The sequence below is a fragment of the Bacillus sp. PK3-067 genome (assembly GCF_056738645.1).
Genome location: NZ_CP096490.1, coordinates 4570801 through 4584856 on the forward strand (window position 1 = coordinate 4570801; position 14056 = coordinate 4584856).

13 protein-coding genes and 1 pseudogene are annotated in these 14056 nt (G+C 37.1%); 2 read left to right on the plus strand and 12 right to left on the minus strand.

What is annotated here, in order from left to right; genetic code table 11:
* Window positions 1–127 precede the first annotated feature (127 nt).
* Window positions 128–344 (minus strand): annotated as a pseudogene (locus M1D73_RS23505) (hypothetical protein).
* Window positions 345–454: 110 nt separating this feature from the next.
* Here M1D73_RS23505 and M1D73_RS23510 point away from each other — a divergent pair.
* Complete coding sequence (locus M1D73_RS23510) at window positions 455–586, plus strand: hypothetical protein (protein ID WP_001237022.1); 132 nt, start codon at window positions 455–457, stop codon at window positions 584–586.
* A gap of 57 nt (window positions 587–643) precedes the next feature.
* Here the strand turns inward: M1D73_RS23510 and M1D73_RS23515 are convergent, their stop codons facing one another.
* From M1D73_RS23515 to M1D73_RS23535, 5 genes are all read right to left on the minus strand, one after another.
* Window positions 644–1117 carry a MaoC family dehydratase gene (locus tag M1D73_RS23515; RefSeq protein WP_000914180.1) on the minus strand — a complete coding sequence of 158 codons (474 nt, stop codon included), beginning with the start codon at window positions 1115–1117 and terminating at the stop codon, window positions 644–646.
* A gap of 215 nt (window positions 1118–1332) precedes the next feature.
* Window positions 1333–2271, minus strand: coding sequence for a malate dehydrogenase (gene mdh, locus M1D73_RS23520; RefSeq protein ID WP_000153230.1), 939 nt, complete (start codon window positions 2269–2271; stop codon window positions 1333–1335).
* Between the two features lie 19 nt (window positions 2272–2290).
* On the minus strand, window positions 2291–3583 hold the full coding sequence (gene icd, locus M1D73_RS23525; RefSeq protein ID WP_000206898.1) for an NADP-dependent isocitrate dehydrogenase: 1293 nt from the start codon (window positions 3581–3583) through the stop codon (window positions 2291–2293).
* Between the two features lie 160 nt (window positions 3584–3743).
* Window positions 3744–4892 (minus strand): citrate synthase, encoded by a 1149-nt coding sequence (citZ, locus tag M1D73_RS23530; RefSeq protein WP_121868104.1) that lies wholly within the window; start codon window positions 4890–4892, stop codon window positions 3744–3746.
* Window positions 4893–5279: 387 nt separating this feature from the next.
* Complete coding sequence (locus M1D73_RS23535; protein ID WP_000625507.1) at window positions 5280–5741, minus strand: DUF441 domain-containing protein; 462 nt, start codon at window positions 5739–5741, stop codon at window positions 5280–5282.
* A 418-nt stretch (window positions 5742–6159) separates the two neighbouring features.
* Here M1D73_RS23535 and ytvI point away from each other — a divergent pair, with 418 nt between their 5' ends.
* The gene (gene ytvI, locus M1D73_RS23540; protein ID WP_001081388.1) at window positions 6160–7278 is read left to right on the plus strand and encodes a sporulation integral membrane protein YtvI; all 1119 of its coding nucleotides are present in this window, start codon (window positions 6160–6162) and stop codon (window positions 7276–7278) included.
* A gap of 631 nt (window positions 7279–7909) precedes the next feature.
* Here ytvI and M1D73_RS23545 read toward each other — a convergent pair.
* The 6 genes from M1D73_RS23545 to M1D73_RS23570 all read right to left on the minus strand — a co-directional run bounded on the left by M1D73_RS23545 (window position 7910) and on the right by M1D73_RS23570 (window position 14055).
* Window positions 7910–8299 (minus strand): FxsA family protein, encoded by a 390-nt coding sequence (locus M1D73_RS23545; RefSeq protein WP_000871628.1) that lies wholly within the window; start codon window positions 8297–8299, stop codon window positions 7910–7912.
* A 195-nt stretch (window positions 8300–8494) separates the two neighbouring features.
* Window positions 8495–10252 (minus strand): pyruvate kinase, encoded by a 1758-nt coding sequence (pyk, locus tag M1D73_RS23550; RefSeq protein WP_121868105.1) that lies wholly within the window; start codon window positions 10250–10252, stop codon window positions 8495–8497.
* Between the two features lie 53 nt (window positions 10253–10305).
* The gene (gene pfkA, locus M1D73_RS23555) at window positions 10306–11265 is read right to left on the minus strand and encodes a 6-phosphofructokinase (RefSeq protein WP_000821157.1); all 960 of its coding nucleotides are present in this window, start codon (window positions 11263–11265) and stop codon (window positions 10306–10308) included.
* 128 nt (window positions 11266–11393) lie between these two features.
* Window positions 11394–12368, minus strand: a complete 975-nt coding sequence (accA, locus tag M1D73_RS23560) for an acetyl-CoA carboxylase carboxyl transferase subunit alpha (protein ID WP_000818804.1) — start codon at window positions 12366–12368, stop codon at window positions 11394–11396.
* The gene (gene accD, locus M1D73_RS23565) at window positions 12356–13225 is read right to left on the minus strand and encodes an acetyl-CoA carboxylase, carboxyltransferase subunit beta (protein ID WP_000942856.1); all 870 of its coding nucleotides are present in this window, start codon (window positions 13223–13225) and stop codon (window positions 12356–12358) included. Before accD ends, accA begins: the two co-directional genes overlap by 13 nt.
* A 185-nt stretch (window positions 13226–13410) precedes the next feature.
* Complete coding sequence (locus M1D73_RS23570; RefSeq protein ID WP_000204448.1) at window positions 13411–14055, minus strand: FadR/GntR family transcriptional regulator; 645 nt, start codon at window positions 14053–14055, stop codon at window positions 13411–13413.
* Window position 14056: the final 1 nt, after the last annotated feature.

Below are 14056 nucleotides of genomic sequence, written 5' to 3' on the forward strand. Positions count from 1 at the left end.
CATCCTAGTATTTTCCCCGTTATTCTCATCATACTAGAAAACAAGGTCCCTCTCAATATAATTGTCTATTCATGGAGAGCGTTTGTGTAGAATTGAGAAAATAGAAGTAATTACAATTCACCTGCAACTACACAGGATTTTGCCAAACTTTATAGATTGCTCTCTCTTCTTTAAAGCTCACTTCCGTATGAACTATAAAATCTTAATTTTGTGCTAGGAAAAACGAAAGAGCATACGCTATTTTATAATCTGGTGTTTCATATCCATCAAATACTCTTCCATACATTTCATTTGCTACCCCATCTGGCCCACACTTCAGCTTCTCTTACCGTTTCAAAGATCACGTCTTCTCTTTTCCACCTTACCTAAAAAACCACTCCTTTAATTGACTTCAATTACCGATAATCATATCATTAATCTTAATATATAAATTAATAATATACGGAGGTCTATTATGCGACTAATACTATCCATTCTATCTTTAGCAGTCACATGTATCCTTGCTTTTAACGCTCCGAGCTGGGATACGATTAAAACGGGGTGCTCAGAATTTGCTGAAGGGTTCAAAGAAGGGTTCTTCAACTAAAAATAGCGCTAGCATCCTTATTAAAGGTATGCTAGCGCTATTCATATTTTCATCTTTTTAAAAATTATCTAATGCTTTTTCCATAATAGAAACTGATTTAAAAGGTGGCGTTACTGTTAATGAACCTTTCACAACAGTTTCTCCTTTTTCATCATGAGCAGATACAAGCATATCAATTGTATGTTCCTCCTCAGAAACAGCCACAACTTCAAAGTGGATTTGTAACGTTTCATAATGGTGAACATGTTTCACGAATGTAAGGTCCTTTCTCGTAATATGACTTCCTGGACCCGGTAAATATTTCGTAACCGCCGTTGTAATCATTCCCGTTAGCATAATGCTTGGTACAATCGGCTTTTCATACGGAGTTTGGGATGCGTAATCATGCTGAATATATAATGGATTGGCATCATTCGTTAACCCTAAGTACAATAACAAATCTTTATCCTCAATTTTTTCAGTGATAGATAATTTCTCTCCTACTGTAATTTCATCCATTTTACGACCAATTTGAACTTTTTTCTTTAACATGTTACAACCCCCTCCGATTTTTTCACCTTATTATCCTACTAAAAGCGATACCTTATCCGAAATTTACTATGATGAGGGCAATGTATAGTATAAATCTACAGTTTCATTATAGGATATTACAAATGATAGCGTTTTCATATTATTTCAAAAAAACAATTCGGTAAATAGTAGAAAAAGATTCGGAATCCCGAATCTTTTTCACTACTATTCAATTATTAAACAAGAACTTTCATTACATTACGTACAGATTCTACAGAGCGATCTAACGCTTCTTTTTCATCTGCAAGAAGTTCTAATTCAATAATTTTTTCAATTCCGTTACCACCTAGAATTACTGGTACCCCTAAGTAAAGGTCACTATAACCATACTCACCTTCAAGGTACGCAATAGCTGGTAATATACGGCGTTGATCTTTTAAGATTGCTTCTGTCATTTCAACTAAAGAAGCTGCTGGTGCGTAATATGCACTACCGTTTCCTAATAAGCCTACAATCTCACCGCCACCTTTACGTGTACGTTCTACGATTGCTTCTAAACGCTCTTTCGGAATTAACGTTTCTAACGGAATACCGCCTGCATAAGAATAACGCACAAGAGGTACCATGTCGTCACCGTGTCCGCCAAGAACAAATCCTGTAATGTCTTTTACAGAAAGATTTAATTCTTGTGCGATGAATGTACGGAAACGAGCTGTATCTAATACACCCGATTGGCCGATTACACGCTCTTTCGGGAATCCTGCTTCTTTAAATACAGAATATGTCATTGCATCAACTGGATTTGTTAACACAACAATAATTGCATTTGGTGAATGTTTTGCAATGTCGCGCGTAATACTTTTCATAATTTTAGAGTTTGTTGCTACTAAGTCATCACGGCTCATACCAGGCTTACGTGCAATACCTGCTGTAATAACGACAACGTCAGAATCAGCAGTATCTGCGTAATCAGATGTTCCAATAATGTTAGCATCAAAACCTTGTACTGGGCTCGCTTCTAACATATCTAACGCTTTCCCTTTTGTTGGATTTTCCAGTTGTGGAATGTCCACTAATACAACATCTGCAAGTTCTTTTTGTGCTAATAAGAATGCCGTTGTTGCTCCTGTAAATCCTGCACCGATGACTGAAACCTTCTTGCGTTTGATTGTCATAATTTACCCCCCGCTTTAATTATGCGTTTTTGATTATCGCTACATCCATGTTTTTAATAAGTTCATTAGCGAACTCAGAACATTTCACTTCTGTTGCACCTTCCATTAAGCGTGCGAAATCATAAGTTACTACTTTTGAAGCAATTGTTTTCTCAACAGAAGCAGTTACTAATTTCGCAGCTTCGTTCCATCCTAAGTGTTCTAATAATAATACACCTGAAAGAAGAACAGAAGATGGATTTACTTTATCTAAACCTGCATATTTTGGAGCTGTACCGTGTGTAGCTTCAAAGATAGCATGTCCAGTCACATAGTTAATGTTTGCACCAGGTGCAATACCAATTCCACCTACTTGTGCAGCAAGTGCATCAGAGATATAGTCACCATTTAAGTTCATTGTTGCAACAACATCGAACTCACGTGGACGAGTTAAAATTTGTTGTAAGAAGATGTCTGCAATAGAATCTTTTACGATGATTTTTCCAGCCACTTCAGCGTCTGCCATCGCTTTATTCGCTGCATCTTTACCATCTTTTTCAACGATACGATCGTATTCAGCCCAAGTAAATACTTTGTCGCCGAATTCTTGTTCCGCTACTTCGTAACCCCAGTTTTTGAAAGCACCTTCTGTAAATTTCATAATGTTTCCTTTATGAACTAATGTAACAGAAGAGCGTTTTTCGTTAATTGCATATTGAATTGCAGCACGAACAAGACGCTTTGTCCCTTCTTCTGAAATTGGCTTAATACCAATACCAGATGTTTCTGGGAAGCGGATTTTATTAACACCCATTGCTTCTTTTAAGAAAGCAAGAACTTTTTCTGCTTCTGGAGATCCTTGCGCATATTCAATTCCAGCATAAATGTCTTCTGTATTTTCACGGAAAATAACCATATCAGTATCTTCCGGACGTTTTACAGGTGAAGGAACACCTTCAAAATAACGAACTGGACGTAGACATACATATAAATCTAATTCTTGACGAAGTGCTACGTTTAGAGAACGAATACCACCGCCAACTGGAGTTGTAAGTGGACCTTTAATCGCGATTAAATATTCACGAATTAAGTTTAAAGTTTCTTCTGGTAACCACTCGCCTGTTTGGTTGAATGCTTTTTCCCCTGCAAGCACTTCTTTCCAAACGATTTTCTTCTCACCATCATAAGCTTTTTCAACTGCTGCTTCTAGTACGCGAGATGCAGCTGCCCAAATATCAGGACCAATTCCATCTCCCTCGATAAATGGAATAATCGGATTGTTTGGTACATTCATAACACCATTAGTTACAGTAATTTTTTCACCTGTCGTCAATGTGATAACCCCCATGTTTGAAATTTCATATGTATGAAACTGAGGGAATAACCCCTCAGTTCAAACCGTTAGTCAAATTAAAATATTCTAATCATTACATCTTTCCGAAAAAATCAGACTTTTGAAAGCGTATTTTCACTATCAAAATAGTGTTATTCGCTTATCGTTGTGCAATTGGAACATACACTTGATGCGTTGGTCCATTATAATCAGCACGCGGACGAATTAAACGGTTATTTTCATATTGTTCTAGAATATGAGCTAACCAGCCTGACATACGGCTAATTGCAAAAATAGGTGTAAATAAGTCATGGTCAATTCCTAAACAATGGTATACAGAAGCTGAATAGAAATCAACATTTGGTGGAAGACCTTTTTCTTTTGTTACAATGTCTTCAATTTTGATAGACATATTATACCATTTCTCTTCTCCTAAAAGCACGCATAATCTCTTAGACATTTCACGTAAGTGTTTTGCACGTGGATCACCCTGCTCATACACACGGTGGCCAAAGCCCATGATTTTCACTTTATTTTGAAGAGCATTATGAATATATGACTCTACATTTTCTTCTTCACCAATCTCAGTTAACATCTTCATTACATTTTCATTTGCCCCACCGTGAAGAGGACCTTTTAATGCACCGATTGCTGCTGTAATACCAGAATATACATCTGAAAGTGTAGCTACGCAAACACGTGCAGTAAATGTAGAAGCGTTTAACTCATGATCTGCATGAAGTACAAGCGCCTTATCAAAAGCTTCAATTTCAACTTCATTTGGCTCGCGATCATTTAACATGTACAAGAAGTTTGCAGCTAATGATAAATCCTTTCTTGGCTCAACAATATCTAAACCTTTACGGATTCTCGCGTAAGCAGCAACTAAAGTTCCCACTTGCGCCTGTAATTTAACCGCTTTCAAATAATTGGACTTTTCGTCCATAATTTCAGCGCTCTCATCGTATAATGATAGCATGGAAATTGCAGTTCGTAAAACCGACATCGGATGTGCAATTTTTAAATCTACTTGTTTCAAATATGTTAAAATCTCACCTGGAACATTATAGTATTCTGATACAATTTCATTAAATTCCGCTAGTTCTTTTTCATTAGGAAGCTTGCGGTGCCATAATAAGTACACTACTTCTTCAAACGTAGCATTCTCAGCTAAATCATCAATATTATACCCAACATAAGTTAATGTATCATCAATAATAGAGCTCACAGATGATGTTGTTGCTACTACCCCTTCTAAACCTCGAATAACAGTCATGACATTCTCTCCTTTTCCTGAAAATTCTCCCAACCTTGCTCCTTATATCTATTTGCTCCCCTTATGAATTATGAACGCCCGTTCACTCTTTAGGCAAGCAAAATGCACGATCATGCAAATTTGTTGCGATGTTCCCCTCTTATTGTCCATTGTTTACATGGAAAGCATGAGCGTGAATGTCTCCCCGAATCCTCACGCTCAAAACAACAAGTTAGTGAGGAAAATACATTCCGAAGAGTTTTATGATAAAAACAACATAAAACAATATCATTATAAAATTGTTTTATGTTGTTTTTATTTTATCTGGTGTAAAGTCTCTGCTGTTATGTAACTTTTCAAAGTTTCTAATCCTATTATAAACAATTATCTGACTTTTGTGAACAGAAAGAATTCAAAAATTTTATATTACTATAAAATTCCTTATTTAAACATTTGTATAATACTCATAACCGCATAGGCAATTCCAGCCCCAATTAACGGACCAACAGCAACCCCATTAAATAGCGCAACCGCTATAATTGTCCCAAAAACAAGCGCAGTTGTAATGTGGGGATCCGTTGTCAACAATTGTACGCCGCCTTTCGCTAACAAAGCGACCGCTACACCTGAAGCTAAAGCAATCCACGCATAATAAGATTTTGCCGCTTCTCCAAGTTGTTTAAAACCTATTTCCCCCGTCGCAATCGGTACGAGCACCGCTATTGTAATGACCGTTACACCTAGGTTAATTCCTTTCGTTTGTAAATAAGGAAAGACCTTATCTCCTAAAAACGTAAACTTCAATAAAAATAACACACCAATAGCCACAGTAAGCGATTGGTTTTTCGCAATAAGTCCTATAATAAGTAGTATGAATAAAAATAACGTTGACTGACTAATCATGTTTGCACTTCCTTTCTGAAAATAATGAACTCATTTCCAAACAAAATACCTTTAAACCTATCGTTATACATGATATATCGATGCCTATTCAACATGAATCACTTCATTTTTTATGTATTTTAAAATGATAAATTGAGACTTTCACCATAAAAATTTAAGCGTGTATACATTTTAAAAAACAGGCGTCTCTTCTTTCTTTTCTAATTAGAAACAGGTAAAATAAAAAGAAGAGAAAATGAAGTTTTTACCATATAGTAGAAGCATCAACACCAAGCTTTCACAGTCACTCACATACTGAAAAAGCAGGAAAAATCCATCATTCCACTATAACATAAAGTGAAACTTTAATCAGTGGGGCACACTCGTTATAAGTTGAACGAATTAGGATAATCCAAATTGGAATGGGAGGTATACATCTTTGAACCGAAACTTACTATATATGATATTGCGACTCATATTTGTCATTGTAGCAACGGTAGCTGGGTTCTATGTATTACTATACATGTCAGGGCTTATCTATCCTTTTATTATCGCTTTTGCATTTGCTTATTTGATTAATCCTGTCGTCAATTTCCTTAATCAAAAACTACAATTTCCTCGCGCACTAGCAGTACTCGTTAGCTTAATTCTCGTATTTGGAGCTATCGTTGGACTTGTTACATATCTTGTGACTGAAGCAATATCTGCCACAACATACTTACTACAACTTGTTACAGTAAAGTTTCCAGATATCGTTACATTCGCTCAGCAATTTGCACTTAATCATATTATGCCTCTCTACGATGATTTAATCTCTAAATTTAATCATCTTGGAGAACCACAGCGCTATACAATTACACAAAACATTCAAAACTTAGGAACAGAAGCGACAACACAAATGAAAGAACTTTTAACCGCCATTATAAGCGGGTTAACGAATTTCATTAGTGCACTGCCAACAACTTTAACTGTCCTTGTATTCATTTTATTAGCCACTTTCTTCATTAGTTACGATTGGCACCGTCTTGCTCAGAAAGCAAGAAAATTGCTACCGAATCGTGTACATGGCTATGGAAAAACTATTTTTGTCGACTTAAGAAAAGCTTTGTTTGGTTTTGTGAAAGCACAACTTACACTCGTATCTATGACAACTGTCATTGTACTAATCGGGCTTTTAATATTACGCGTACCATACGCCATTACTATCGCGATTATTACAGGGGTTGTAGATTTACTACCATATTTAGGAACAGGCGCAGTCTTTGTTCCATGGGTTATATACGTATTTTTCACTGGCGATACCGCATTCGCCATTGGTCTTCTCATTTTATACATCGTCGTGATTGTCCAAAGACAAATTATGGAGCCGAAAGTACTTTCATCTAACATCGGTCTCGATCCATTAGCAACACTCGTCGCTCTATTTGTCGGCTTTAAACTTTTTGGCTTTTTAGGATTAATCATCGGCCCAGTCACCTTAGTACTACTTAATACATTACACAAAGCTAATGTCTTCCATGACTTGTGGAAATATATTAAAGGTTCACCTTCAAAATAATAGTTTCTAATTCATACACAACAAAAAACTTACCTGTAATCAGTGGGAAATTCCCACTGATTATTCCTTGTACTTATTTTTCATACTTATTACATAAAACAAGAGAATTGCACTCAAAAAAGATAATTCTCTTGTTTTTTTGCATGAAAAACGCATATTCCGTGGTGTTTTTACATATTTATTCTATTTATTTTATAATTATCATTTACATTTATTACTTTTTATGTAAATGAATAAATATGCAAAATAGCATAAAATACGACTTCAACTAACAATCTCCGCCTTTTTATATGAATTTTTTACACCAATCGTTCCTCTATATAAGAAAGCAAAACTTTAATTTAGCAGTGTTTCCCTCCATCTTATTCATCTAAATTAATAGCACTAAAAAATCACAAGTTTAATCGAAGTACACACAAGAGTTCAAACGAAAATTATATAGCAAATATAATAAGCGAACGTTTTGTTCATCCCCACTCATCATTCGCCCCACATCAGACACTTACGAGCAGCCCAGCTTTGAGATAGAAATCCCCCCCACAAATAGCGCGGTAAAACAAAGCTTCAATCAGCAAGTTCCTCTCCTTTTACAAGACAAAAAAATAGCACTTAGATTTCTACAATCTAAGTGCTATTTCTGAATAATAATAGTAGAATTCTTTCTAAATTTCCATTCCATCCACTTCATAACAAGCGGCTTCAATAAAGCTCTCGTAATAGGGATCACGCAGATAAACCCTAGCATATCTGTCACATACCCAGGAAGCACTAAGAGAATACCTCCTACAAATACAAAAATACCATCTAGTACCGCCTCACCTGGCATTTCCCCTCTATTCAACTTAGATTGAATCTCTCCAAGCACTTTAAACCCTTGTCTTTTCGCCAAATACACACCTACAACACCTGTAAATACAATCATAGCGAACGTAGACCATAAACCTATTACATGACTTGATCCAATTAAGACCGTAATCTCAATCGCCGGTATTAAAATAAACAAGAATAGTAACCACTTCATAGTTCTACACCTCTCTCACATCTCACTTTTAACGCCCTCACAATGCCTATATACATCATATGAAATATAGATACCCTTTCATATTAAAACCCATAACAAACAGCTTTTAAAAGCAATTCTAGGCGCTTCAAGCTAATTTTATCTCGTTTTTGTGTAAAAAAAAGAGAAGGACTCCGATCCTTCTCTCCGTATTACTTATAGCACTTCCGCATGTCCATTATAAACAATTCCGCGTGCTGCATCAACTGTTACTTCTTGGCCATTTTTTAAAGTTGCTGTTACGCCGTTTACACCAACGATAACAGGAATACCGATTGATACACCTACAACAGCTGCATGGCTTGTTAAGCCACCTTCTTCTACAACTAAAGCTGCAGCTTTTTCGATTGCAGGAATCATATCTTTATCAGTGCTTGTTGTAACAAGGATATCACCTTCGTTTACGTTCGCTACAGCTTCAGCAGCTGTTTTTGCTACAACTACTTTACCTTTTGCAGCTTTACGACCGATTCCTTGTCCTTTAGCAATTTCTTCACCAACAACGTGGATTTTCATTAAGTTTGTTGTACCAGTTTCAGCAACTGGAACACCAGCAGTAATCACTACAGTATCTCCAAGTCCGATTAGACCTGCATCCATACCTGTTTGAATTGCTGTATCTAACATTTCGTCAGTTGAAGCTGCGCGCTTCTCAGCCATAAATGCTTGTACACCCCAAACAAGTGCAAGACGACGTCCTACTTGCTCGTCAGATGTTACAGCTACGATTGGAGATTTTGGACGGTATTTAGAGATCATTTTCGCAGTATATCCACTTTCTGTTGGAGCTACGATTGCAGCTACATCAAGAGCAAGTGCTGTATGTGCAACAGATTGGCTAATTGCATCTGTAATTGTTGGAGTGAACTCTTTAATACGTTTTTTGAACATATCTTCATATTGTAATGATTTTTCAACACGTACCGCAATGTTAGCCATCATTGTTACTGCTTCTACTGGGTATTGTCCAGCAGCTGTTTCACCTGAAAGCATGATTGCATCTGTACCATCGAAGATTGCGTTAGCTACGTCACTTGCTTCCGCACGAGTTGGACGTGGGTTACGTTGCATAGAATCTAACATTTGTGTTGCAGTAATAACTGGTTTACCTAACACGTTACATTTTTTAATTAGACGTTTTTGTACTAACGGTACTTCTTCTGGTGGAATTTCTACACCCATGTCACCACGAGCTACCATTAAACCGTCAGAAACTTCTAAGATTGAATCGATGTTGTCGATACCTTCTTGGTTTTCGATTTTTGGTACGATTTGGATGTATTGAGCGTTATGCTCTTCTAATAATTCACGGATTTCTAATACGTCAGACGCTTTACGTACGAATGAAGCTGCAATGAAATCAACTTTTTGCTCGATACCGAAGATGATATCTTTTACGTCTTTTTCAGTGATACCAGGAAGCTTAATGCTTACGTTTGGTACGTTAACACCTTTTTTATTTTTTACAGTTCCGCTGTTAAGAACTTTTGTACGGATGTTTCCATCAGCTTTTTCGATTACTTCTAGTTCGATAAGACCGTCATCGATTAGAATACGAGAACCTGGGTCTACATCGTCATAAAGACCAGCATAAGATACAGAGAACTTCTCTGCAGTACCTAATACTTGCTCAGTAGAAAGAACTACTTCTGCACCTGTTACAAGCTCAGCTTGTCCGTCTACGAAGTCGTGAGTACGGATTTCTGGACCTTTTGTATCAAGTAAGATACCAACTGTTTTACCAGTTTTCTTTGAAGCTTCACGAATGTTTTTAATACGAGCTCCGTGCTCTTCATGGCTACCATGAGAGAAGTTTAAACGAGCAACGTTCATACCTGCTTCGATTAATTTCTCTAATTTTTCAATACTTTCACTAGCAGGACCTATAGTACATACAATTTTAGTTTTACGCATATTGCACCTCCGAAAATTATGAAACCGTTCCCAAATATCTGACATTACGCCGATTAGATGGATAATTCTTTAGATAATTGATACATGTCTTTATCGATTGTATGCTTTTGAGCTAACGCTTCGATAATGTCATGATCAACAAGTTTGTTATCTTGAATACCTACACAACGTCCGCCTTTACCAGCAATTAATAATTCAACTGCTCTTGCGCCAAGACGACTTGCTAATACACGGTCTTGTGCACTTGGTGATCCACCACGTTGTACGTGACCTAATACAGTTACACGAGTATCAAAGTTTGTTGCTTCTTCAATGTGCTTACCGATGTCAATTGCACTTCCAACACCTTCAGCTACAACGATAATACTGTGTTTTTTACCACGTTCACTACCACGCTTCAGACGAGCGATAACATCATCCATGTCATACTCTTCTTCTGGAATTAAGATCGTTTCCGCACCATCAGCTAAACCAGCCCATAATGCGATATCACCAGCGTGACGTCCCATTACTTCGATAACATATGTACGTTCATGAGATGTAGCTGTGTCACGAATTTTATCAATTGCATCAATAACAGTGTTTAAAGCTGTATCGAAACCAATTGTGAAGTCTGTTCCAGGGATATCATTGTCGATTGTACCTGGTACACCAACACATGGGAATCCTTGTTCAGTTAATTTTTTAGCGCCTTGGTAAGAACCATCTCCACCAATAACAACAAGTCCTTCGATACCGTGTTTCTTTAATTGCTCGATACCTTTTAGTCGTACTTCTGGATCTTTAAACTCAGGACATCTTGCTGTATATAATTTTGTACCACCGCGGTGGATAATATCGCCAACAGAACCAAGTTCTAATTTTTCAATGTGACCAGAAATTAATCCAGCGTATCCATGGTAAATACCATATACTTCAATATCATGGAAAATCGCTTTACGAACAACTGCACGAATGGCAGCATTCATACCAGGTGAATCTCCACCACTTGTTAATACACCAATACGTTTCATTTGTACTCACCTCATAAAGATTATTTGCCTTATAATAAAATAACACGAAAAAATATAAAAATACAATGGAGAAGATGTGTCTTTTCATAATAAAAACGTGCATTCGCGAAGTGGAACGCACGCTTTTCTTATTTTATCCAAATGGAAGCGTTTGAAAACGAAACTTGCCCAATTTTCATATATTTTTCATAACGTTTTTCGATTAATTCATCTTTCGAAATTCCGTTTAATTGTTCAAAAGTTTTTCGAATCATTAAGTCTATATTTTCTGACTGTTTCAAAATATTACGGTGAGCTCCGCCTCTTGCTTCTGGAATAATTTCGTCAATTACACCTAATTCTTTCAAATCTGCTGCTGTAATTTTCATTGCCTCTGCAGCTTCCTTTGCTTTTCCTGCATCTTTCCAAAGAATTGCCGCTGCACCCTCTGGTGTAATAACAGAATAAGTGGAATTTTCTAGCATATGAATGTAATCTCCAACTCCAAGGCCTAGCGCACCACCACTACCACCTTCGCCGATAACGATACAAATAACAGGTACCGTTAAACCTGCCATTTCAAATAAATTGCGGGCGATAGCTTCACTTTGACCACGTTCTTCAGCAGCTTTACCAGGATAAGCTCCTTTCGTATCAATAAAACAAATAATAGGACGATTAAACTTTTCCGCCTGCTTCATTAAACGTAATGCTTTTCGATATCCTTCTGGATGAGGCATTCCAAAGTTACGGCGAATATTTTCTTTCGTATCTTTTCCGCGCTGATGCCCAATTACAGTTACAGGCATCCCTTTATATTTCGCAATGCCGCCGACAATCGCTGCATCATCGCCAAATAGACGATCTCCATGACATTCGAAAAAATCAGTAAATAAGTGCTCAATATAATCGAGCGTTGTCGGTCGTTCTGCATGACGAGCAATTTGAACACGGTCCCATACTTTCAGATTGCCGTATATATCTTCCTCTAAATTTTCTAGCTTTTCTTCCAAAATACGAATCTCCTCGCTGAAGTCCATCTGGCTGTTTTTCGTATAGTCTTTCAGTTCACGAATCTTATTTCTTAGCTCAACAACTGGTTTTTCAAATTCTAGCTCTGCCATACAGCCATTTCCCCTCCTTGATGAACTTCTAAAATCTTGCGAAGTGATTCTCTCATATCATCACGATGCACCACCGCATCTAATTGACCATGATCTAGTAAGAATTCTGCCGTTTGGAAATCTTCTGGTAGTTTCTCACGCACCGTTTGTTCAATTACACGTCTACCAGCAAATCCGATAAGTGCACCTGGTTCTGCAAGATTATAATCACCAAGTGAAGCGAAACTCGCTGAAACCCCGCCCGTCGTTGGGTGAGTCATAACAGAAATAAATAATCCTCCTGCATTACTATGCTTTTTCAAAGCTACGCTTGTTTTTGCCATTTGCATTAAACTTAATATACCTTCTTGCATACGGGCACCACCCGAAGCAGTAAAGATAATAAATGGAACTTGTAAGTCGTACGCCTTTTCAACCGCACGGGCGATTTTTTCTCCTACTACAGAGCCCATGCTCCCCATTCGAAAACGAGAATCCATTACTGCAACAACAACAAGCATGTCATCAATTGTTCCTTCACCAGTTACAACCGCTTCGTTCAATTCAGTCTTCTTACGATCGCTCTCTAGTTTCTCTTCATAACCTGGAAACTCGAGTGGATTTAATGAAACCATTTCTTTGTCATACTCACGGAATGACCCTTCGTCCAATATACTATCAAGACGTTCCCATGCATTCATAGGATGATGATATCCACAATTCACACATACTTTTAAATTTTTTAGAAGTTCTTTCGTATACATGATTTTTTTACATTCCGGACATTTTGTCATAACGCCATCTGGTACATCTTTTCGTACTTGTTCTGAAGGTATTGCAGCGTACTTTTTCTTTTTCACGAATAAATCTCTTAGCACAATTTGACCCCCTTCGTTGAGAGCTAAGGTTAGCGTAAGAAGAAAATGGGGCTAACACCAAAGTTTGATGTTAGCCTTATCTTCTCAATCTGTCTAATAACCTCACTCTTTACGTTTAACTTTAACCGCTAAGCGGTAGAATGTTTGTCATAACGTGTCATGGTCATTTCGACAAATTTTATACATTACGAGTGAAACTGTATATTCTCTACTAATTCATCGTAAATTTTTAGTGCATCATTTTCTTGTTTTTCTTCCAAAGTAGCATAAAGCTTTCTATACATATCGATAGAATCTCTTGAAACTTTACAAGAAAGAGTTGCTACGTAATCATTTACGATCATCCAAATGCGATATAGTAAATAATTATCGACTTGTTCAATAAGTGTTTTAAAGAACGTTTGATGAAGCGTTGGGACTGAGCTTTCATTTCCTTCAAGTACTTGGTGTAATCTACTTAGTACTTTAGAAAACGTTTCTTTCGGTAAATTACATACAATTCGAATCATATCTTTCTCAAGTAATCGTTTCGTTTGTAATAAATCACGAATTGTTTTCTCATCTTGCAATAAGAACGGGGCAATTAATTGTACAAGACCGTTATCATAAAAGTTTCGAATAAACGTCCCTTCACCACGTCTCGTTTCAATCAATCCTACCAGTTCTAAAGCACGCAATGCTTCTCTTACAGAGGAACGTCCTACGTTTAAGCGTGAACTTAACTCACGCTCAGACGGCAAACGATCCCCCGCCACCAAACCATCCTCTTCCATAATGGAACGGATTTTTTTTACAATTTCGAGATATACTTTTGTATTTGATGATGTCAAT